The sequence below is a fragment of the Metabacillus halosaccharovorans genome, from assembly GCF_002019635.1.
Classification (GTDB): domain Bacteria; phylum Bacillota; class Bacilli; order Bacillales; family Bacillaceae; genus Metabacillus; species Metabacillus halosaccharovorans.
In genome coordinates, this window is sequence record NZ_KV917371.1 from 2,062,113 (window position 1) to 2,084,219 (window position 22,107).

The following is a 22,107-nucleotide window of genomic DNA, read 5'->3' on the forward strand; positions in this document are numbered from 1 at the left end:
AAGGGGTTGCTTCTTGCACTAACTAGTTTATTCTTCTGAATAAATTTTGTATGAGGCAAATAGACGAGCTCATTCGCACAATTTTTAGAAATAAATAAAAAGCCAATTGAATACAAGGACTCAATTGGCAAAATAAGTAATAAAATAAGATATCGATTCCAATACAATTAGTTAATTAATTAACAGGCCACCACTGGTTACCGTCTTCTTCAAGAAGTTCGTCAGCTTCTTTAGGTCCCATGGAACCGGAAGGATATGTTGCAAGTGTTGCTTTACCGTTTTTCCATGCGTCAGAAATTGGATCTACAAAGCTCCAGGATAGTGCAACTTCATCCCAATGTGTAAAGTTAGTCGCATCGCCACGCATGCAATCAAATAATAGTTTTTCATACGCTTCAGGTGTATTAATCCCGTCATAGAGGTTATTTGATAAATCAAATTTAACAGGTTTTGAATAACCACCTTCAGATTCATCTTTTTTCGCATTCAATTGCAGGGTGATCCCTTCCTCTGGCTGAATGTTAATAACTAGTAAGTTAGGAGGTACTGTTTCACCTTTGTTGTAGTAAAGATTCATTGGAATATCTTTAAATTGTACAACAATTTTTGTTGATTTAGCAGCCATACGTTTTCCTGTACGAATATAGAAAGGAACACCAGCCCATCTGAAATTATCAATCATTAACTTGCCTGCTACATATGTTTCTGTTTCAGATTTTTTATCAACATTTCCTTCTTCACGGTAACCAATGAACTCTTTATCATTAAATTTACCTGCTGCATATTGGCCTCTCACAAAGTATTCTCCAACTTGCGTGTCACTAACAGGTCTTAATGCTCTTAGTACCTTCACCTTTTCACTTCGAATCTCATCGGTTGTTAATTTAATTGGCGGTTCCATCGCAAGTAAGGCAACCATTTGAAGCATATGATTTTGAACCATATCGCGAAGTGCCCCGGATTTTTCGTAATAGCCTCCACGATCTTCGACACCTAATATTTCACTGGAAGTAACTTGAATATTAGATATGTAACGATTATTCCATAATGGTTCAAACAGAGCATTGGCAAAACGAATAACCTCAATATTTTGTACCATTTCTTTTCCTAAATAATGGTCAATACGATAGATTTGATCTTCGTTAAATGCTTCACGAATTTCCTGATTTAGTTTTTGGGCAGAAGGTAGATCATGTCCAAACGGCTTTTCAATGACAAGTCTGCTCCAGCCCTGAGTAGCTGTTAAGCCTTCTTTTTTTAAGTTTTGAGCGATTGTACCAAAGAATTCCGGTGCCATTGCTAAATAAAAGATACGGTTTCCTTCTGTTTGATAGGAGCCATCAAGCTCATTTAACAATCCGTTTAACTCTAAATAAGAGGAAGGATTTGTAACATCAAAAGGATGATAATAGAAATGAGAAGTGAATTCTTCTAAATCTTTTGATTCCTTCATCGATGTTTGAATAGAATCTGATACATTGCTTCGAAACTCTTCAGTGGTCCAAGGTCTTCTTGCAACCCCTACAACAGCAAAATTTTTACCGATTTTTTCGTTTTGAACAAGGCGATAAATAGATGGAAACAATTTTCGTTTCGCCAGATCACCAGTTGCTCCAAAGATGACAATAACTGATTTAGGATGTTCTTGTGTATTCACGTTCGTACCTCACTTTGTCATTAATACATTTATTTTTTCATCAGTATTTTGAGTTGAAATCGATTGTTGAAAAAGAAAATAAATGATGGCATCGAATTTCTTATTTATACTGATTGGAAATTACTCCTATACAAATACTTAATTTTAAAGGTAATTTCCCTTTAAATCAAACATTATAGCCTATAATGTCTTTCCACATAGTTTATTATAAACGATTATGGAAAAATTATCGTCTATTATGCACCTATTTTGTAGAAATCTTTCTATAATTCAGTCTATTTTAGACATAATATTGAATTTGGTCAAGATGATGTGCTGATTTTGTTATAGAATTTCTGAAAAAATAAAATCAATGTTATTTCGCTATTTTCAGCATTCGTGTATGCTTAAAGAAAATACGGAGGAGGAAAGCGCAAGTGAATGTAACATTTCTTGGAACGGGTGCAGGAATACCTGCCAAAGCCCGGAATGTAACAAGTATTGCTCTTCAATTATTAGAAGAGAGAAATGAAATATGGTTATTTGATTGCGGGGAGGCAACTCAACATCAAATTTTACATACCTCTATAAAACCGAGGAAAATTGAAAAGATTTTTATTACCCATTTGCATGGTGATCATATATATGGCTTGCCCGGTCTACTTAGCAGTCGTTCCTTTCAAGGAGGAGAAACACCGTTAACCATATATGGACCAAAAGGCACAGAGCAATTTGTAAGAACTGCTTTATCTGTTAGTCACACCTATCTCACATATTCAATTGAATTTGTAGATGTAAAGGAAGGAATTATTTTTGAAGATTCATCCTTTCAAGTTAAGGCAAAGAAAATTGAACATGGCATTGAATCCTATGGTTATCGCGTGATAGAAAAGGATTTACCGGGAACACTGCTAGTCGAAGAACTTAAAAAGATCGGTATTCGACCAGGACCGGTTTATCAAAAACTAAAAAATGCAGAATCTGTTCAATTAGAGGATGGTTCGATTATTCATGGAAGTGATTTCATCGGACCCTCAATAAAAGGAAGAATCATCTCTATTCTAGGTGACACTCGGTACACAGATAAAAGTGTGGAGCTTGCAGAAAATGCCGACTTATTAATTCATGAAGCAACTTTTTCAAGAGAGGATCACTATCTTGCTTATGACTATTACCATTCTACAACTGAAGATGCTGCCAATATCGCTAAAGCATCAAATGTGAAGAAATTAGTTTTAACCCATATTAGTTCGAGATATCAATCACCTGAACAACTCGATGCACTAGTTGAAGAAGCGAAATCAGTTTTTCCGCCAACTGTTATTGCTGCAGATTTAATGCAAATTGACATTCCAAAAAAACGTTCTAATCTATAAGAAAAGAGAGTTGAATCTGATCAACTCTCTTTTCTGATCACCATCCCCGATCATATTGCTTTGGAGCTTCAATTGTTTCTCCCAGCTCTTTAGCTGCAGTTCTGGGGAAATACGGGTCTCTAAGAAGTTCTCTCGCGATAAATATCAGGTCTGCTCGATTATTTTGCAAAATTTCTTCTGCTTGTATGCCGCTAGTGATTAATCCAACAGCTCCTGAAGCAATACCTGCCTTTTCTTTAACTTTTTCAGCAAATCTTACTTGGTAGCCTGGAAATACATTAATCTTTGCAGGAACAACAGCTCCTGAGCTAACATCGATCAAATCAACTCCTTGCTCTTTCATCTTACTTGCATACCCCTCATAATCTTTTATATCCAATCCCTCGGGATGATAATCCGATGCTGAAATACGAACAAATAGTGGTCCATCCCACACTTCTTTCACAGCATCAATTACTTCGCTTAAAAATCGGTATCGATTATCTTTCGAACCACCATATTCATCATCTCGCTTATTCGAAAGAGGTGATAAAAACTCATTGATAAGGTAACCGTGGGCTGCATGAATCTCGATAATATCGATGCCAGCTTTCTTTGCTCTTTTAGCTCCATCTTGAAAAGCTTGAACAGTCTCTTTAATTTCTTCCTTTGTCATGCTTTTCGGAGTTTTGTATGTATTATCAAATGGGATAGATGATGGTGCAATAATTTCTCCATTAACTGTCGATTTTCTCCCTGCATGTGCTAGCTGAATAGCTGTTGCTGAACCGTATTCTTTAATTCTTGATACTAATTCTTGAAGGGCTGGAACATGGTCATCGCTCCAAATCCCAAGATCTTGTGCTGATATACGGCCTTGAGGTGTAACAGCAGTAGCTTCAACCATTATTAAGCCAACTTGCCCAACTGCACGGCTTATATAGTGCGTGAAATGGAAATCTTCTATAAACCCCTGTTCACCTGTTGATGAATACATACACATCGGGGACATAACAATACGATTTTTAAGGGTAACATTCTTTATTTGATAAGGCTGGAATAGTTTCGTCTTCATCTTTTATCCTCCCATTTGTAGATACTTTGTTTGAAAAAATTATAACAGTTGCTGCAGCTGTTAAGCATGTTTCTTGCTTGATTAATTTCTCCTAACAGGTTTTCAGGGAGGTGGTTGGTGTAATTATCTATTGATCAGGATGAGCAGTTGAGAAAAAATAAAACAGGAATAGTAAGCAGCAAAGTACTTACCATCCTGTTCTAAGTTAATGTGAAACCTGAGATACGTAATGAATATTTTTTGCTTATATAAACTGAGGCACACTAATCAGACTTTTTATTCTTATAAGTAAATGCCTGTAAGTTGAAGCTGCCTTATGCCCTGCAAGAAACAGTGTAGTTAATAAGCTAAATAAAATATTCATCCTTTTATCCCTCCACATTAAGAATAGTGTTAATATAACACTATAGTTAGCTTGTTCTATAGAATTTTGATTTATTCTCTTCCTTAGAGACTAAGATTAATTTTCTACAGAAGAACGAACTTTTATTTTTATTGGAAAAATACTGATAGTATGGAAGAAAGGTAAAAAAATGAATAAATGTCCGATATGTAATGGTGAAAATAACTGTGGAATTTTGGATAAGAAGGCATCTTGTTGGTGTATGGACATAACGATCCCAGAAAAGGTACTTGCTCTTTCTGGAAGTAATAAGGATCGTTGCATATGCTTAACATGTATTCTCAAAGATTGGGATCAAACGATAAATTTGAAGAAGTGAGACAATACTGGAATAAATGAGGAGTGCTTTGTAAGCACTCCCGTTATTTTTTATATGATATAAGTTCTTCTGAAAACATGGATTTTAACTCTTCTGATCTTTCAGTAGCACGTCTTATGCATGAAATAAACGCATCCTCAACCTGTCTTTCTTTGAGAATGGAGATTCCGGCTTCTGTTGTCCCATTTGGGCTCGTTACTTCTTTTCTTAACTGGGAAGGATGTTTGTCTGACACAGCAATCATCTCAGATGCCCCAAGTAATGTTTGAACAATTAAATCACGAGCAACAAAAGGATCTAGTCCTACGTCAACTGCCGCTTTTTCCATTGCTTCTACCAGGTAGTAAATATAAGCAGGACCACTGCCTGATAGACCTGTAACAGCATCAAGTTGTTTTTCTTCAACAATTTTACATATACCAATTGCTTCAAAGAGAGTTTTACATCTATTCATTTGATTAGGTGTAACATTTTGACTGCCGGCAATGGCGGTTGCTGACTTAAGAATGGCTGCAGAAGTATTTGGCATCGCCCGAACAATTGCTGCTTCTTTTCCAAGTATATTTTCAATCGTATCGATAGAGATACCCGCTAATACAGACACAATAACCTGTTTATCGATCAAATGCTGAACACCATCAAGTCCCGCTTTCACATCTTTAGGCTTCATGGCTAGAACAATAATTGATGCATCTTTCACTAGTTTTTGTTTATCATGGGTTGTTTCAACACCATACTTTTGAGAAAATTCATGTAATCTTGCTGAATTTGATCGATTTGCCACTATTATTTGTCCTGCAGTAAATACTTTACCTTTAATAAGTCCTGCAACCATAGCCTCAGCCATGGAACCCGCTCCGATAAACCCTATTTTATCCATTTTTATGACTCCTTACTTTTAAAATAAAAAGCCATTCCGCCCTTACAACATAAGGACGGAATGGCTCCGCGTTACCACCTTGATTGGAGTGAATCATACTCCCAGCTTTTAAGTCTTTATCGCAGACATACGGTTAGGTTTACCTAACAGCTCCTGGGGTAGGTTCAAAAAAATGGTGGGCAATGGAGTTTTTCAGCCTTAGAACTCCAATCTCTATTACTCCATTTTTTTTACTAGTCCCAATCAACGCTAAAACTTATTTTCTATACATTAAATTAAATTTTTATTCATTATGCAGTGATGGACAGGTCCTTGTCAAGCTTTTTAAAGGTGTATGGATCTGTGAATTATTTGAATATAATGACTAAAAGAGTGTCTTCATTGTAAAATATGTCTATCTGACGTTTTTAGTTATGGATGAATGGCTTAAAGGTTTGATTGTTTTAGAAACATCGGACTTGTACATAAATTTTTAGTGGATAAACTGGTGACTGCTTTTGATGTTTGCAAAGCACTTTTCTCTGCCATTTACGTTAAGCAGCTTTATTGATAATGTCGGAAACTGCTGGATGGCTTGACTATTTACAAGAAATCGGTCAAATTAAAATCGATGAAACAAATGAAAAATATTTATATTATGCTACCTAAAGCGGTAAGAGGTGATCCATTTGAATGCACGTATACAAGGCTGCTATGTTGCAATTACTGGTGCTTCCGGCGGAATTGGAGAAAAGATTGCAATTGAATGTGCGAGACATGGGGCACATTTAGTTTTATTGGCGAGAAGAGAAGAGCTTTTAGCCAAACTTTCTGAACGGATTCAGAATGATTATGGTGTATCGTGCTACTATTATTTACTGGATGTTCAGGATGTTCACTCGATACAACAAGTATTTTCAACCATTGAATCAGAGATTGGACAAATTGACATACTTGTCAATAATGCCGGATTCGGTATTTTTAATGAAGTTCTTCATTCTTCACTTGATGAAATGAAGAACATGTTTGAAGTAAATGTGTTTGGCTTAATTGCCAGTACGAAGATGGTGTTGCCTTCAATGGTGAAAAGAAGAAGAGGTCATATTATTAATATTGCTTCACAAGCTGCTAAAATTGCTACACCTAAATCAAGTCTTTATTCTGCGAGTAAGCATGCAGTATTGGGTTTTACAAACAGTCTTCGTATGGAGGTAAAGCCACACAATGTATTCGTCACCTCAGTTAACCCGGGGCCAATTAAAACAGATTTTTTCACTATTGCCGATAAGGAAGGAAATTATGTGAAAAATGTAGAACGTTGGATGCTTGATCCTGATAAGGTTGCGCGTATTATCGTTGCTTCAATGCTTACCCCAAAGCGGGAAATTAATTTACCTGGCTGGATGAATGCGGGCAGTACAATCTATCAAATTATGCCAAATCTGTTTGAAAAACTGGCTGGAAATGCGTTTTTTAAAAAATAACTTTTTTTCAACAGCTATATAAGGAGAGTTAAATATAAAAGGAGTTCTTCTATGATTGAGTTAAACTATTTTAACCGTAGGCAAATACCTCAGCTAATAAGCTGGATTGAGACACCGGAGTTTCTACTCCAATGGGCAGGACCGACGTTTCGCTTTCCGTTGACTGAACAGCAAATTGAAAAGTACATTGAGAATGCCAATTCAGATCGTTCTACTTCATTTGTTTACAGCGTTTTGTTAAAAGAAACAAGAGAAGTGATTGGACATATTGCTTTAACGAATATTGATAGAGAGCATAAGTCTGCCCGAGTGGGAAAAGTATTAATTGGGGATCAACGTGTCCGTGGTAAAGGGATTGGATACTTGATGATGAAAGAAGTATTGAAAATTGCTTTTGAACAGTTGGATTTGCATCGAGTAAGTCTTGGCGTTTTTGACTTTAATACGTCAGCTATTGTTTGTTATGAAAAAGCAGGGTTTAAAAAGGAAGGTTTACTTCGTGAGTGTAGAAAAATTGGAAATCAATATTGGAGCCTCTGGGAGATGAGTATATTAGCCCATGAATGGCAGAAAACTTATAAAGTATTAAGTTAGGACACTCACTGTCTTAACTCAGGAGAAAAGGCTAGTAAAGGTGGAAAACGCTTGGTTGATCAGAAACAGAAGTTTATTTACACATTTTCATGTCATGAAGATGAGATTTCTTTATGTCAATTAGAAATGCGGTCATTATTTGGGTTTTACACAGGAACTAACATACTTGAAAGCTCTGTGCAAATTAATCCAAGCCGAAGTCCGTTTATAAAAGAAAGAATTGATATAATTTATAAGGCAGATTGTTTAGACGAACTCGTTCAGAAGGTGAGTGGCTATCAGGCTGAAAAGACGTTTAAAGTAATTGTAATTGAACATAGTCAAGCTATCGATTTGCAAAAAATAGGCTTTGAGCAAAGGCGTAAAATTGAACGGGAAATTGGATTGCAATTATCAGGGCAAGTAGATTTACAAAATCCTGATCAGCTTTTTGCAGTTATAAAGGTAAAAGATCACTGGGTGTTCGGACATTATAAAAAAAGTGAATCCATTTGGTTATTCCATCAAAAAAAGCCCAATAATTATTCGACAGCTCTGAGTACCCGGGTGGCTAGAGCGGTCGTAAACATTGCTGTTCCAACGATTGCGGATAAAAAAGTCATTGACCCTTGCTGTGGCGCCGGAACTGTAATCATAGAAGCATTATCGATGGGGATTGATATCGTAGGAAGTGACTTGAACCCTCTTGTTACCCGACCTGCTCGTGAAAACATTGCTCATTTTGGTTATAAGGCAAAGGTTTTATTAAGAGATATACGGGATGTGACCGAAAGGTATAATGTTGCGATTATTGACATGCCTTATAATCTCTGTTCTGTTTTAGAGCCGGAAACACAGCTTGAAATGCTTAAAAGTGCACGGGGGTTTGCCGGAAAAGTTGTTGTTATTACAACTGAAACAATTGACCCTTTAATTGAAAGGGCAGGTTTTACTATCACAGATCGGTGTGTGGCTAAAAAAGGGAGCTTTTCGAGACAAATTCTTGTTTGTTGTTAACAGTAAAGAGCCTATGATCTCATTAGGCTCTTATTTTCTATTCTTGATTCGTTAAATAGCTATATACAACATCCTCTACGACCTCATACCACTCACTTTCCTCGTTTTTATCAACTGTAATTTTCTGTATTAAGTAAATGTTATCCTCCTCTGAAAGAGGGTCTACATCCAGATTTCGGCCGTATTGGAGAAAGCTTTTTTTAAGCATCTTTTTTAATATCTGGTCTTCCATTTTCCACCTCTCTATTGGTAGTATACCGTTTTTGTATGAGTTTTTCGATCACGCTTAACATTGGAATTTGTCGTTTTCTTGGGGAAAACTACCATTGAAATCGAACGTATATTCCCTTAGTATATAGAATATAATAAACGCGAACATATATTCTATTTTAGGAGAAAGTAGCTATGATTGAAAACTACGATCAATTGCCGAAACGAAAGATTCTTTGCATTGATATGAAAAGCTTTTATGCAAGCTGTGCTGCCGTTTTACTGGGATTAGATCCATTAACTTGCTATTTAGCTGTTGTAGGTGATAAGGATCGGCAGGGAAGCATTGTCTTGGCAGCTTCTCCACGACTTAAAAAGGAATTTGGCATTAAAACAGGTTCAAGACGTTTTGAAGTACCAAATGATCCCCGTATCGCCATTGTGGATCCGAAAATGGGGATGTATATTAGGATCTCAACAGAATTAACAAAGTTGTTTCACCGCTATGTACCAAAGGATGCTATTCATACTTATAGTGTGGATGAAAGCTTTATTGAAGTAGACGGTGTGGAACATATTTGGGGAGACGCACAGACAATTGCGAAAAAAATTCGCGATGATATGGAGCGTGAATTTGGCCTTCCAAGTGCAATTGGCATCGGTCCTAATATGCTGTTAGCTAAAGTTTGTCTAGATACTGAAGCGAAAAAGAAAGGTGTGGCAGAATGGACATACGATGATGTGAAAAAAAAGCTTTGGAAGCTCGAGCCATTAAGCGAAATGTGGGGAATCGGCTCAAGAGTACAAAAAACACTAAACCGAATGGGAATCTCTAATGTGGGTCAGCTTGCAAATTATCCTCTTAAGCTGCTTGAAAAGAAGTTTGGGGTAATGGGAAACCAGCTTTACTATCATGCGTGGGGCGTGGATTTATCTGAAATTGGAGCCCCGATCATGCAAGGGCAAATCAGCTTTGGAAAAAGCCAAATTTTACTTCGTGATTACCCGGATCCGGAAGAAGTAAAGCATGTCATATTAGAGATCAGTGAAGAGGTTGCCCGCAGAGCACGTCAGCATGGAAAGGCCGGCCGAACAATTAGTCTTGGAATTGGATATAGCCGCGATGAGTTTGGCGGAGGATTTTATCGTTCTAAAACAATTGATGAGCCGACCAATATCACCATGGATATTTATGAAACATGCCTGCAATTGTTTGAAAAGTTTTATGCAAACAAAACGGTGAGAAAAATTTCAATTGCGCTTTCAAACATTGAAAATGACTGTGAAATGCAGCTTGATTTGTTCCGGCCAAACCGTGCAAATCAGCGAACACTGGGGTATGTTGTAGACTCAATTCGTCATAAGTATGGCTCAGATGCCATCTTACGTGCTGTATCTTATACTCCAGCTGGAACAGCGAAGCATCGCGCGAAGCTTGTTGGAGGCCATAAAGCGTAGGTAGAAACCAATAGATATGGCTTTTGCCTATTTCACCAAAGGAAAAGCTGCGTTTGTCTCTCCTTCGAATATTGTATAAAAACGTATTCGCTTTTGAGGGAGGATATCAAGTGGAAATGAATCAATCGTGTTTATCATATGTGGCTTTAGGTGATTCCTTGACAGTCGGAGTTGGAGCATCATTTTTAACACCCGGATTTGTCGGGCGCTATGCGAGATTAACTGAAAAAACTCTAGATAGACGTGTGATAACGAATATCTTTGCAAAATCGGGAATTGAAAGTAGCAGTGTACTGGATATTGTAAGCAGTGAACCACTACATGACAAAATAAATCGTGCCAATATCATCACCATTACTGCCGGTGGAAATGATCTTATCCAAGCAAGTAAAGACTTTATTGAATCACGTGATCAAACAGAAATTGCACAATCAGTCAAAGAGTGTCACAGCAATATGATGAAAATAATGCAGACAATTCATGAACTGAAAAAAGATTGTGGTGTACCATATATTGTGTATTTACTTAATCTATACAATCCGTTACCACAAATCACATTGGCAGATAAGTGGGTTCGATTGTTTAATCAACAGTTAAGCAGCTTTGATAACAAAAAAACAATTAGAGTTGTTGATATTTATACAGTATTTAAAGATAGGCAAGAAGAGCTTTTATCTGGAGATCGTATTCATCCAAATAGTTTTGGATATCAAGAGATAGCAAACACATTGCTTCAATTAGGCTATCCAAAAGAATTTAATGAATAATAGTAGTGAAAGCAGGGGTAAACCATGATACGAGATAGAGGGAATATCAAATGGACATCGATGATGCTTCCCGAACATGTTAAATTGCTAAGAGATTGGTCTGAAGAAGATACGTATCAAGAAAGGCCGGAGCTTGATGAACAACAGTTAGAGCAGTTTAACGAAACAATTTGCATGGCGATGGAGGAGCATATGGAGCTTGTTTTTACTTACTATAAAGATCATTTCTTGCATACATGTTCAGGGTATGTGCACTATATAGACCCCATTCGGCATATATTACGAATTGTTGATGAACAATCAGGAAATCAACTTACATTACCTCTTCACGACATCATTGATGTTAAACAAAAATAAGAGGATGAATCCTTATGAATCATCCTCTTACTCATTTACTCACCTAACATATTATTTTACGTTTCCTCATTTGAAACACATAGTACCCCATTGTAATAACAACTTCATAGTATAGAAAAAAAACCAGTACAAATAATAACGTTGAAAGTAGGTGAGGAAGAAATTGGGACCAATAAAATTTCCGTTATTAGTTTTTATGCTGATGCTGACAATAGGTTTATTTGCACATGTCCAAACCATCCCTGCTTTATTATCTGTTACCGGACGAGATGCTTGGCTGACAATCATCATAACGATTGTACCAACGGTCATCTGGCTATTCGGATTAAGCAAGCTATTAAAATTAATGGAAAAAATAAGTGTGACGGAATGGAAGAGAACACTATCACCGGTAAAATACTATCTCCTTGTTAGTCCACTTATTGTATACCTATTCCTATCAGCGTATATAACGACAAAAGATATTGTCATGTGGAGCCATATATCATACATTCCGGATATCAATTATAGCATAATCGTTGTTGCATTTTTGTTTTTATGCTTTATTGGGACAAGGTCAGGAGTTAAGTCTTTGGCGATATTAAGTGGGATTTTATTGCCGCTTGTTTCGGCATTAGGCTTCTTTGTTATGACCGTCAATGTAAAGAAAAAAGAGTATGAACAATTATTACCACTTATTGAGCATGGGTGGTCCCCCGTATTTCAAGGTTTAATATATACATTACTTCCTATAGTGGAATTATTTATTCTTATAATTATACCTTCTATACATAAACACAAAATTGGGATTGGAAAACTACTCATAGTAGGGGGCATTATATTAGGATTAATGCTCGGACCGACAATTGGGGCAATAGCAGAATTCGGTCCATTGCAAGCCTCTGAATTTAGGTATCCGGCATTTGAACAGTGGAGAATTCTAACAATAGGTAATTATTTTTCACATGTGGATTTTTTTGCAATATATCAATGGCTTTCAGGGGGAGTACTTAGAACCAGCTTATACATTTTGTTAGCTAATCAACTGCTAGTAAGGAAAGAAAAAGGGAAATATTCCGTCATTATCTGCTATCTTTGTCTTGTTATATTTTGTTTATATCGAGTCGATCAGAATACATTTTATGAACTTCTTTACGTTTATTTTATGCCGATTGCATTAGGAGTATTAGTTATTCAAATAACAATCATATTTGTCTACTTGCATATTAAAAATCGAAAAAAGAAGATTGAGGAGGTAGGATAGTTGGAAAAAGTGCTTCAACACTCAGACATTGAGTATACAATGGCAGGAATGAAGCAGTTATTTTCTTCATCCTCTGATATCACCATTAAAACAATGGAAAAAGGTGACAGTAAAGAAACGTTTCTATTAGTATACTGTGGACCATTAATTGACTCAGTATATCTAGATGAAGTTGTTTTGCCAAAGGTAAATCATTATTTTATAGAGGAAACTTTAGAAAACATAAGCAGTTTGATTCAGGTACAAAAAAAAGATAAAAAAGGTATAACAAGTGAAGATCTGAGCAATTCTATTTTTTCGGGAAAGCTTATGATGACAACAAACGAAATTAATCTAATTTATTTTTATGATATAAGCAAAGTACCAACAAGGTCGCCTGATGAATCAGTAACAGAGGTTTCAGTGAGAGGACCAAAAGATGGATTTGTTGAAGAACTTAATGTAAATCTTGGACTAGTAAGGAAACGGTTAAAAACCTCTTCTTTTATTGTAGAAGAATATATAGTTGGCACGCGGTCACAAACAAAGGTAGCGCTTCTCTATATAAAAGACATAATAAATATAGAGCTATTAAAGAATATTAAAGAGAAGTTAAACAAAATAGAAACTGATGTTTTGACAGGCAGTTCACAAATGGAAGAGTTAATTGTTGATAAACAAGTTTTCTCTCTGTTCCCTTTGGTAAATCACACAGGAAGACCTGATTTTGTTGTAGATTCGCTAAATCAAGGGAGGTTTTCTCTATTAGTGGATGGAGCTCCAACAGCCTTAATTGCACCTGCAAACCTGGCCTTTTTAATAAAAACATCTGAAGATCAGCATACAAGCTTTATTTTTGCATCTGTGGAAAGATTGCTCCGCGTAATAGGCTTATTTATTACCGTTTTTTTACCCGGATTATTTACAGCGTTAACCACACATAATGTAGGTCAGCTGCCACTGCCACTATTGGCAACCATATCGGTTTCAAGAATAGGATTACCCTTTACATCATTTATTGAAGTTATCCTTATGCTTGTGATGTTTGAGTTATTTAAAGAAGCGGGTGCCCGTCTTCCAAAGGGAGTAGGGCAAACAGTGGCTGTTTTGGGAGGGTTAATTATAGGGGATGCGGCCATTCGAGGAGGTATTACATCTCCGACAATGCTCGTTGTAATAGGAGTGACGGCAATTTCGGGTTTTACTTTAGTCAATCAATCGTTATCTGGAAATCTTTTTGTTGTTCGTTTATATATTGTGGTGTTAAGTTTTTTTGCAGGTATATTCGGATTTATTATTGGTTTTATCTCGATTATCATGTATTTGTCAACAATCAGATCGTTCGGCTACCCGTATTTATCCTATTATCAAGATCTCACATGGAAAAACTTATTTTCAATCTTTGTGAAACTACCAGAGGTAATAAAGGATAAGCGGGCCCCGGAATTGGACACAAATGATTCGACAAGACAAGGTGACAGGCAATGAAGAAGATAAGAGCATTATTTTTGGTTAGTTTGTTAGCAGTATTAACAAGTTGTCATAATGTAAAAGAAATACATAATCAAGCCTATGCAGTAGGGATGGGGGTTGACTATGTAGAGGGTGAATATCATGTAATCATACAGTTTTTAGATTTTAGTAATGTAGCAAAAACGGACCAACAAAAAAGTGCAGAACCGGTTCCAGTGTGGATGTCGAAGGGGAAAGGAAGAACAATAGAAACAGCATTAAGTGATATATTCAATACGATTCAAATGAGAGTGAATTTTGAACAATTAAATTTGGTCTTGTTTGGAGAGAACATGATCGCCTCGACAGAGCAACTTGAAGAGGCTTTTAATACATTTACTTCAAGCTTTACCGTTCGTTTAACAGCCTGGAGTTATATAACAAAGGAAAAACTAGAAGATGTTTTTACGTCATCAATAATTTTTGATTTTCCTTTTTCATATTCAAGGCTAAACCAACCGGATGAAGGCAGTAAACAAAGTGCAACCGTTCAAGCTATCTCACTAAGAGAATTTGTGATGCAATTAAACGAGAAAACGAAAACAACGGTTGTTCCTTCAATCAAATTGAATAAAGATCTAATGATGAAGGAAAAGACAAAAGAACCAGCGGCAGTAATCGATGGTGCACATCTTTTTAAGGACAAAACATATAAGGGATGGCTTTCAATACAAGAATTAACAGGATTTATTTGGACGAACAACAAATCAGAAAGATCTATTACTGAATTTGAGCCGGAAAAGGGGAAGATTCTAGCTTTGGAGTTGCTGGAACCCAATTTGAAGCTGATACCAGAAAAGGCAAATGGAAGTTACAATATTGAGGTCGATTTAACGGCATTAATAAAAGAAAGTGTCGACCAACATGTTACCCAAAATAATATAAAGAAAGAAATCGAAAACCTTATTAAAGAAGAAGTAGAAAAAACGTATAAAACAGCTAAAAAGTTAGGTGCAGATATTTTTCAACTAGAGGATCATGCATATCGATATCACTTGAAAGATTGGAGAAAATATAAAGAAGAACAAAAAAACATAAACCTCTCCGAAGTGACTGTAAATGTCCAAACATTATACAGCATTGATAAATACAAAAGTATAAAAAATGATGCCAACACAAAGAGAGAATAAAATTGAGTGATTGTAACCTAATAACATGCAGAAAAAAACTCCATATGGTACACTAAGCTCAAAAGATGCAGTGAGGAGTTTTTACATGCAAGTAACATTCTCAAAAGAAGCGATAGAACAGTTAACACCAAAATTACATGACAATAAAGACAGGTTATTAAAATTAAAATACGATACAGATGGTTGCGGGTGTGTAATGAGCGGAGTAACAGCGATGTGGCTAGTGGAGAAAGAGGACCAAGGAGATGTAAAGCTTGATACAAATCTCGTACCTCTATTAGTAGAAAAAACCAAAATGGTCTTTTTAGATGAACAACTAACCATTTCTTATAATGAAACAGCCAACAGCTTCATGTTAAAAAGTCCTTCACAAATTCTAAATCCACGAATGAGTTTACTTGTAAAGTGAGGGATTGAATAAATGAAGGATCGATTAAAGGCGATAAAAAATGTAGCATTAAACAAAACATGGGTGTCATTTTTACATGAAAACCACCCGTATAGTCTTCTCCATTGGTCAATAGGCGGAGTTCAAGATGAAACAAAGGATGTATGGTTGCTTCAAGATGAAATGTCGTTTGAAGCACAAGAATTTCCGACAATTGATGAAGCTATTCAATGGATGGAAAAAAACATGGAAAATATTTCGGATGTTTTAGGTTAAATAGAGGATGGCTCAAGAGTAATACTTTTGAGTCATCCTCTGTTTTCTTCTGTTACGCCTATTTCTATAAAAAATTCATCAATGACCTTAGAGTATTCCTCGCGGTTTTCTGCATATGACATGGCGTGAGAGCCTTTTTCAGCTATAAATAGTTTCTTGGCACCTTTCTTTTTCTCATAAAGTAATTTTGACATGTCTGAAGGTATGTAATCATCATCTTTACTGTGTATAAAAAGGATAGGGCTTTTGACGTTTGGAACAGCTTGTAGGGGTGAGACTCCTTTAATGGAGTAACGGTCGCGCAGCTGAACAAACGGCTTTGCAATTGGCATAACTAAAACACTAGGTATGTTAAATTCAACTTTAAGTCGATATAATAGTTGCGCCTCGAGTTCGGAAAAAGGGCAGTCTGCGATATAGAAGTCTGCACCGTCTTCAACCATTCCAGCATAAAGAAGTGTTGTAACAGCTCCCATAGATTCACCGTGAACACCTAAAACAATGGTGTCTCCAACCTCTTTTTTTAACCAATGAACAACCGATTGAAGATCAAATTTTTCATAATGGCCGTAGCTGGTTGTTTTTCCGCCACTTTCACCATGTCTGCGATGGTCATAAATGAGAACATTCCAACCTTTTTGAAGGAATAAATTCATGTATTTGACAGAGTTCAGCCGATTTACGGTGACACCATGACAAATAATCATATATTTGTTCGTAACATGGGGTTCAAAAACAGAACCTTTAATTGAATAACCAAATTGAGATTCAATCGAGAAATCTCTTCTATCAAGAGAGTCATAATCTTGTTGGTTAAAAAGACCAAACTTACTATCACGATCAATAATGTCCTTATTATCCTTCTTTTTGATAAACATCAGTTTATTTGTGAAGAAAAAGCCGACAATTAATATGTAGGATAGAAGAATAAGGAGTGGAATAAAAGCTTTTTTCACTTGGCTACCTCCTTGAATAAGCATTACCTTTATTGTACATGAACGATGAGGTGACATCCAAGTAAGACATCAAATATCCACATTAGAAAAGCACGATTTTACTTAATAGGAATAGAATAAGAAAAGACAAGCAAGGTTGCCTGTCCTCTTAATTATTGGGGAGAATTTTGTCTTTTTGTTGGGTGAATCGCTTTTTCCATTTCCTCGGCTGCCATCTTATTATTGGTTGTGTCAGCATTCGGCTTCCCTTTTTGACCACGCTGTTTTGCCATTGAAATCTCTCCTTTCTCCCTCTTAAAATGTCATATTGCATCGGAAATTATACAAATGACGAACACAAGAAAATATACTTGAATATCCATGAATATATTTACTATAATTTGATAAAGACAGTCGGTAAGAGGAGGCACCTAAGATGAAAAAATCAAAGAAAAGCAAGGACGATCAAGCAGTCTCATTATCAGATCACTTAAACAGTGATTTATTAGAGCAGCTAAAGTCTGTTAAAAAGAATTTAACAAAGGAGCAAGAAGAGAAAGAGGCGGCTCTTGAACAGCAAAGAATAGCAGAGAGAAAACAACGAGAAAAAAATAAAAGCTTTGAAGAGCTCTTAAACGAAAGTTCTTTAACTTGGAAGGATTTTAAATAGACCCTAATAAAGCGGAGCATAATGCTCCGCTTTTATATGAATAAATTCTAACGATGTTGCTCATATTTTTCACATTTAGTAAGATCTTGAAGCTGACGATAAACTTGAGGAGATAGTCTTTCTGCAGATCCGGCATTCACATTTTCTATTAATTGTTGTACCTTACTAGCCCCGGGAATAACTGCGCCTACTACCTCATCAAATAAGCAATATTGTAGGGCTAACCCGGTCATTGAATGGGTTGAATCAACAGTCTCGAGTTGAGATAAAACCTGTATAAGTTCTTCATTTGAATAGGATAAGTAACTTTCTGATTTCAGTTTTTCTTCAAGGGGCTTTTCGGTTAGAAGACCTTTTGCCAGAGGACCACGTGCAATCACACTGACATTATGTTCTTTTAAGAGCGGAAACCATTCCTCAGGTCTGCGGTCTAACAAGCTATATTGCATCATGATAGAAACAATATTGGACTTTTTTAAGTATTCTTTAATGACATTCGGACGAATAGAAGAAATGCCATAGTACCGAATTACACCTTCTTGTTTTAATTCCTCAAAGGCTTCGATTGTTTCATCAATATGATCTTCAATCATCCCGCCATGTAGTTGATAGAGATCGATATAGTCTGTTTGAAGACGGTGCAGACTGCTTTTGACTGCTTGTTTAATATAGGCTTTTGAAGGATCCCACGTCCATCCGGATCGATCCTCTTTCCAACGGTTACCAACTTTTGTTGCTAAAATGATGTCATGCCTACGATTTTTAATGGCTTTACCGACAAGCTCCTCGTTCACGCCTGCATCATATAAATCTGCTGTATCGAAATAGTTAATACCCAAGTCAATCGCTTGGTCAATAAGTGAATGTGCATGCTGTTCTTCGGTACCAAGTGACATGCAGCCAAGTCCGACTTCACTAACAAATAAATCTGAATGTCCGAGTTGTCTTTTTTGCAAAAATACCACTCCTTAAATTTGAGTATTCTTATCATCGAGAGTAGTATAAAGCTAACCAAAGGTCAACTGATAGGTATTTAAGGCATGCTTACTTATGGTTTTTAAGATGGAAAGGTGAAGTGTTTTTCAAAGTTGCCTTGTTTTCATCATTGATCCATTCATAGACAGTTCCGTACAAATAGCTATATTCTTTTAATTTTGTACGAATTTCCCACGCCTTTCCAACTAGAATTATCCCTTTATCCAATCGATAGATTTTCATGCAAGGATCCATTCCCTTCCATTAAGATATGATAGAATGTATGAAGATACGAAAGTTTATAGAACAGGAGTGAGAAAATGGATCATTTAAAAGAAACTACACTAACTTCAAAGGAAATTTTTAAAGGTAGAATCATTGATTTATATTTAGAGGAAGTTAAGCTACCAAATGGAAATACGAGTACGAGAGAAATTGTAAAACACCCAGGAGCAGTAGCTGTAATCGCGATAACCCCTGAAAATAAAATCCTAATGGTCGAGCAATACAGAAAACCATTAGGGAGAACGATTGTAGAAATACCTGCCGGAAAGCTGGAAAAAGGTGAGAAGCCAATCATAACAGCTAAACGGGAACTGGAAGAAGAAACAGGCTATACTTGCGAGGATTTAAAACCACTTATTTCTTTTTATACGTCACCTGGCTTTGCAGATGAATTAGTTCATTTATTTATTACTGAGAATTTAGAGAAAATGACTGAGGCTGCAGAATTAGATGAAGATGAATTTGTTGAGGTATTGGAGGTAACACTAGAGGAAGCTCAAGAAATGATTCAAAACAACAAAATTTATGATGCAAAAACAGCATATGCAGTACAATACTTACTATTAAAGGAAGCTTTAAAAAAGTAGTAGACTTAAAAAGGGATGTTACATAAATGAACAGTTATTTTGCTGACTTACATATTCATATTGGACAAACAAGCTCCGGGAAGCCAGTAAAAATTACTGCTTCTAGAAACTTAACCTTAGAAAATATTTTGATAGAGGCGAGCGAACATAAAGGGATCGATATGGTAGGTATTATTGATTGTCATGTGCCTGAAATCATTGTCACACTTCAACATCTTATCGATTCTGGTGAGTGCATAGAACTAAAAGATGGAGGAATTCGGTTTCAAAATACTACACTTATTTTAGGTAGTGAGCTTGAAATATACGATAAAACGTGTAAAGGCCCAATTCATGTGTTGGTTTTTATGCCAACTCTTCAAAAAATGAAGGAATTATCATCATGGCTTTCCTCCCGGCTTACAAATATAACACTTAGCTCTCAGCGGATTTATGAGGACGGGAAAACTCTACAACGTTTTGTGAAACAGAGAGAGGGGCTATTTATTCCGGCACATATTTTCACGCCACATAAGAGTCTATATGGAAGCGGTGTGGTAAGTTCCTTAACTGAAGTGTTGGAAGCAGATTTAATTGATGCGGTTGAGTTAGGTTTAAGCTCAGATACGAAAATGGCTGATCAAATCACTGAATTACATAAGTACACATATATAACAAATTCAGATGCACATTCTTTACCTAAGATTGGGAGGGAATATCAGAAACTTACGATGAAAGAAACGAGTTTCCTTGAGCTGAAAAAGGTCTTGAAAAAGGAAGATGGTTGCAAAATTGAAGCCAATTACGGGTTGAATCCATACCTCGGAAAGTACTATGATACCACCTGTGAAAAATGTGGTGAAAAGCCGGAAAAACATCTAACGAGATGTTCGAAATGTGGAAGCATAAGATTTACGAAAGGAGTGTTCAATCGATTACAGGAGTTAGCAAGTGATGTTGAAAACAAGTGTGATCGTCCTCCATATATCCATCAGGTTCCACTACAATTCATTCCGGGAATCGGACCCAAAACCCTTGATAAATTAAAGGATCTGTTTGGGACTGAAATGAATATTTTGCATGAAATACCAAAAAACGAGCTTCAAAACGTTGTAACAGAAAAAGTGGCAAATTATATTGTGGCAGCTCGGGAAGGTCGATTGCAGGTTACCTCAGGAGGCGGAGGAACGTACGGGAAAGTAACGGGAATGTAAACAAGCAATAGAGGAGATAGGAGTAAAAAAATAAAATATAATAGATTGAACCTGCCTGTCTCTCCGCCAATATCGTACGAAAATCTATCAACCAAAAGAAAGCATTTTTTAAGTCATAGATTACGTTTCCTCTCATATACTCTAGTAAGTGAAGGACGGGAGGAAATAATTTATGCGAAGACAACAACTGCCAGTTAGTGCAATGATAAAGCAGCATCTTAAGGAGTATTCTTCGATATATTTGTTTGTATTTGTTTTATTTTTGATGGGAGTCATCTTTGGGGCTATTATTGTCAACAGCATGAATTTAAGCCAAAAAGAGGATTTATACTATTATTTAAATCGTTTTTTTGGACAAGTAGCAGAAGGAAAAGTTGCAAGTGCAGCCGATATGTTTCATCAAAGCTTCTTTCATAATTTAAAATATCTAGGATTAATGTGGATCCTTGGAATATCAATAATTGGACTACCTGTGATTCTTGTTATGCTTTTTATAAAAGGTATGGTAGTAGGGTTTACAGTTGGATTTTTAGTTAATCAGTTAGGCTTAAAAGGTTTTCTGCTATCGTTTGTAACGGTTTTACCACAAAATATCTTACTAATTCCAGCCTTTATCATTATGTGTTCTGTAGCAATATCCTTTTCATTAAAAATTATTAGGCAGCTCTTTGTGAAGAAATCAAGTACATTAGAGGCTCCATTGACACTTTTTATGCGATATGCGTCCGTTTTTGTCTTTATAGGAGTAATAGCACTACTTGCATCAGGTTTTGAGGCATATGCATCACCATTTCTAATGAAAAATATTGTAGAATTCGTCAGTAAATAATAATTATTATTAAATAAAAATGTTTATTTTTATTACATTAAAATCATTTTAGTTGGACACTTTCCTCACCTATGATATATAATAGTTTTGGGAACGCGGCGAGGGAGGAAAAGTGTTATGGAAAACCGCATTGATCGGATTAAAAAGCAGTTGCATACGGCAAGCTATAAGCTAACACCACAGCGTGAAGCAACTGTTCGGGTATTACTTGAAAACGAAGAAGATCATTTAAGTGCAGAGGATGTCTACCTTCTCGTTAAAGAAAAGGCACCTGAAATAGGTTTAGCCACTGTTTATCGTACATTGGAATTATTAACTGAATTAAAAGTAGTCGATAAAATTAACTTTGGTGACGGTGTTTCCAGATACGACCTTCGTAAAGAAGGCGCAGCACACTTTCATCATCATTTAGTTTGTATAGAATGTGGATCAGTAGCAGAAATTGAAGAAGATCTTCTTGAAGATGTAGAGGAAATAGTCGAACGCGACTGGAAATTCAAAATAAAAGATCATCGCTTAACTTTTCATGGTATTTGTGTAAAATGTCAGGAAAAAGGCGAGAACAATGAAGAATAAATCCTAAAAGTCTAAC

At 36.2% G+C, this 22,107-nt stretch carries 25 protein-coding genes and 1 other annotated feature; of the genes, 18 read left to right on the plus strand and 7 right to left on the minus strand.

The window, feature by feature from the left end; genetic code table 11:
• Positions 1-175: 175 nt before the first annotated feature.
• Positions 176-1,657 carry a glucose-6-phosphate dehydrogenase gene (gene zwf, locus BK577_RS09655; RefSeq protein WP_078432693.1) on the minus strand — a complete coding sequence of 494 codons (1,482 nt, stop codon included), beginning with the start codon at positions 1,655-1,657 and terminating at the stop codon, positions 176-178.
• A gap of 416 nt (positions 1,658-2,073) precedes the next feature.
• Here zwf and rnz point away from each other — a divergent pair, with 416 nt between their 5' ends.
• Positions 2,074-3,012, plus strand: coding sequence for a ribonuclease Z (gene rnz, locus BK577_RS09660; RefSeq protein WP_078432694.1), 939 nt, complete (start codon positions 2,074-2,076; stop codon positions 3,010-3,012).
• A 37-nt stretch (positions 3,013-3,049) separates the two neighbouring features.
• Here rnz and namA read toward each other — a convergent pair whose 3' ends face one another.
• Complete coding sequence (gene namA, locus BK577_RS09665; protein WP_078432695.1) at positions 3,050-4,066, minus strand: NADPH dehydrogenase NamA; 1,017 nt, start codon at positions 4,064-4,066, stop codon at positions 3,050-3,052.
• Between the two features lie 533 nt (positions 4,067-4,599).
• Between namA and BK577_RS26805 the strand changes: the two genes are divergently transcribed.
• On the plus strand, positions 4,600-4,788 hold the full coding sequence (locus BK577_RS26805; RefSeq protein WP_078432696.1) for a cysteine-rich CWC family protein: 189 nt from the start codon (positions 4,600-4,602) through the stop codon (positions 4,786-4,788).
• Positions 4,789-4,831: 43 nt separating this feature from the next.
• Here the strand turns inward: BK577_RS26805 and proC are convergent, their stop codons facing one another.
• Positions 4,832-5,674, minus strand: coding sequence for a pyrroline-5-carboxylate reductase (gene proC / locus BK577_RS09675; protein ID WP_078432697.1), 843 nt, complete (start codon positions 5,672-5,674; stop codon positions 4,832-4,834).
• 42 nt (positions 5,675-5,716) lie between these two features.
• Positions 5,717-5,924: a binding site (T-box leader), on the minus strand.
• A 412-nt stretch (positions 5,925-6,336) separates the two neighbouring features.
• Between proC and BK577_RS09680 the strand changes: the two genes are divergently transcribed.
• The 3 genes from BK577_RS09680 to BK577_RS09690 are packed head-to-tail and all read left to right on the plus strand — an operon-like array spanning position 6,337 to position 8,721.
• Positions 6,337-7,131 carry an SDR family NAD(P)-dependent oxidoreductase gene (locus tag BK577_RS09680; RefSeq protein ID WP_078432698.1) on the plus strand — a complete coding sequence of 265 codons (795 nt, stop codon included), beginning with the start codon at positions 6,337-6,339 and terminating at the stop codon, positions 7,129-7,131.
• Between the two features lie 51 nt (positions 7,132-7,182).
• Complete coding sequence (locus tag BK577_RS09685; RefSeq protein ID WP_078432699.1) at positions 7,183-7,725, plus strand: GNAT family N-acetyltransferase; 543 nt, start codon at positions 7,183-7,185, stop codon at positions 7,723-7,725.
• Between the two features lie 51 nt (positions 7,726-7,776).
• A complete protein-coding gene (locus tag BK577_RS09690; RefSeq protein WP_245823458.1) occupies positions 7,777-8,721 on the plus strand; it encodes a TRM11 family SAM-dependent methyltransferase in 945 nt (314 codons plus the stop codon).
• Positions 8,722-8,758: 37 nt separating this feature from the next.
• On the opposite strand, the gene BK577_RS09695 is transcribed toward BK577_RS09690, so the two are convergent.
• The gene (locus tag BK577_RS09695; RefSeq protein ID WP_078432700.1) at positions 8,759-8,953 is read right to left on the minus strand and encodes a YqzH family protein; all 195 of its coding nucleotides are present in this window, start codon (positions 8,951-8,953) and stop codon (positions 8,759-8,761) included.
• A 173-nt stretch (positions 8,954-9,126) separates the two neighbouring features.
• Between BK577_RS09695 and BK577_RS09700 the strand changes: the two genes are divergently transcribed.
• The 8 genes from BK577_RS09700 to BK577_RS09735 all read left to right on the plus strand — a co-directional run bounded on the left by BK577_RS09700 (position 9,127) and on the right by BK577_RS09735 (position 16,041).
• A complete protein-coding gene (locus tag BK577_RS09700) occupies positions 9,127-10,389 on the plus strand; it encodes a Y-family DNA polymerase (RefSeq protein ID WP_180321206.1) in 1,263 nt (420 codons plus the stop codon).
• 116 nt (positions 10,390-10,505) lie between these two features.
• Positions 10,506-11,156, plus strand: a complete 651-nt coding sequence (locus BK577_RS09705; protein ID WP_245823499.1) for a GDSL-type esterase/lipase family protein — start codon at positions 10,506-10,508, stop codon at positions 11,154-11,156.
• 24 nt (positions 11,157-11,180) lie between these two features.
• Positions 11,181-11,513: a YolD-like family protein gene (locus BK577_RS09710; RefSeq protein ID WP_078432702.1), complete on the plus strand. Its 333-nt coding sequence runs from the start codon at positions 11,181-11,183 to the stop codon at positions 11,511-11,513.
• 163 nt (positions 11,514-11,676) lie between these two features.
• Positions 11,677-12,756, plus strand: coding sequence for an endospore germination permease (locus BK577_RS09715; protein WP_078432703.1), 1,080 nt, complete (start codon positions 11,677-11,679; stop codon positions 12,754-12,756).
• Between the two features lie 9 nt (positions 12,757-12,765).
• Complete coding sequence (locus BK577_RS09720) at positions 12,766-14,223, plus strand: spore germination protein (protein ID WP_078433525.1); 1,458 nt, start codon at positions 12,766-12,768, stop codon at positions 14,221-14,223.
• Positions 14,220-15,377: a Ger(x)C family spore germination protein gene (locus tag BK577_RS09725; RefSeq protein WP_078432704.1), complete on the plus strand. Its 1,158-nt coding sequence runs from the start codon at positions 14,220-14,222 to the stop codon at positions 15,375-15,377. The genes BK577_RS09720 and BK577_RS09725 overlap by 4 nt, the downstream gene beginning before the upstream one ends.
• Before the next feature lie 85 nt (positions 15,378-15,462).
• Complete coding sequence (locus BK577_RS09730) at positions 15,463-15,786, plus strand: iron-sulfur cluster biosynthesis family protein (protein WP_078432705.1); 324 nt, start codon at positions 15,463-15,465, stop codon at positions 15,784-15,786.
• A 12-nt stretch (positions 15,787-15,798) separates the two neighbouring features.
• A complete protein-coding gene (locus tag BK577_RS09735; protein ID WP_078432706.1) occupies positions 15,799-16,041 on the plus strand; it encodes a DUF2552 family protein in 243 nt (80 codons plus the stop codon).
• Positions 16,042-16,073: 32 nt separating this feature from the next.
• Here the strand turns inward: BK577_RS09735 and BK577_RS09740 are convergent, their stop codons facing one another.
• Positions 16,074-16,997 (minus strand): alpha/beta hydrolase, encoded by a 924-nt coding sequence (locus tag BK577_RS09740; RefSeq protein WP_078432707.1) that lies wholly within the window; start codon positions 16,995-16,997, stop codon positions 16,074-16,076.
• A gap of 415 nt (positions 16,998-17,412) precedes the next feature.
• Between BK577_RS09740 and BK577_RS09745 the strand changes: the two genes are divergently transcribed.
• Positions 17,413-17,646: a YqkE family protein gene (locus BK577_RS09745; protein ID WP_078432708.1), complete on the plus strand. Its 234-nt coding sequence runs from the start codon at positions 17,413-17,415 to the stop codon at positions 17,644-17,646.
• Between the two features lie 47 nt (positions 17,647-17,693).
• Here BK577_RS09745 and BK577_RS09750 read toward each other — a convergent pair whose 3' ends face one another.
• Positions 17,694-18,602 (minus strand): aldo/keto reductase, encoded by a 909-nt coding sequence (locus BK577_RS09750; RefSeq protein ID WP_078432709.1) that lies wholly within the window; start codon positions 18,600-18,602, stop codon positions 17,694-17,696.
• Between the two features lie 88 nt (positions 18,603-18,690).
• On the minus strand, positions 18,691-18,864 hold the full coding sequence (gene mciZ, locus BK577_RS09755) for a Z-ring formation inhibitor MciZ (RefSeq protein WP_078432710.1): 174 nt from the start codon (positions 18,862-18,864) through the stop codon (positions 18,691-18,693).
• A gap of 77 nt (positions 18,865-18,941) precedes the next feature.
• Between mciZ and BK577_RS09760 the strand changes: the two genes are divergently transcribed.
• The 4 genes from BK577_RS09760 (at position 18,942) to fur (ending at position 22,091) form a co-directional block, all read left to right on the plus strand.
• Entirely contained in the window at positions 18,942-19,493 is a 552-nt protein-coding gene (locus tag BK577_RS09760; protein ID WP_078432711.1) for an NUDIX hydrolase, read from the plus strand.
• Between the two features lie 26 nt (positions 19,494-19,519).
• A complete protein-coding gene (locus tag BK577_RS09765) occupies positions 19,520-20,686 on the plus strand; it encodes a TIGR00375 family protein (protein ID WP_078432712.1) in 1,167 nt (388 codons plus the stop codon).
• 172 nt (positions 20,687-20,858) lie between these two features.
• Positions 20,859-21,515 (plus strand): stage II sporulation protein M, encoded by a 657-nt coding sequence (gene spoIIM, locus BK577_RS09770; RefSeq protein ID WP_078432713.1) that lies wholly within the window; start codon positions 20,859-20,861, stop codon positions 21,513-21,515.
• Between the two features lie 117 nt (positions 21,516-21,632).
• Positions 21,633-22,091 (plus strand): ferric iron uptake transcriptional regulator, encoded by a 459-nt coding sequence (gene fur / locus BK577_RS09775; RefSeq protein ID WP_078432714.1) that lies wholly within the window; start codon positions 21,633-21,635, stop codon positions 22,089-22,091.
• The last annotated feature ends 16 nt before the right edge of the window (positions 22,092-22,107 follow it).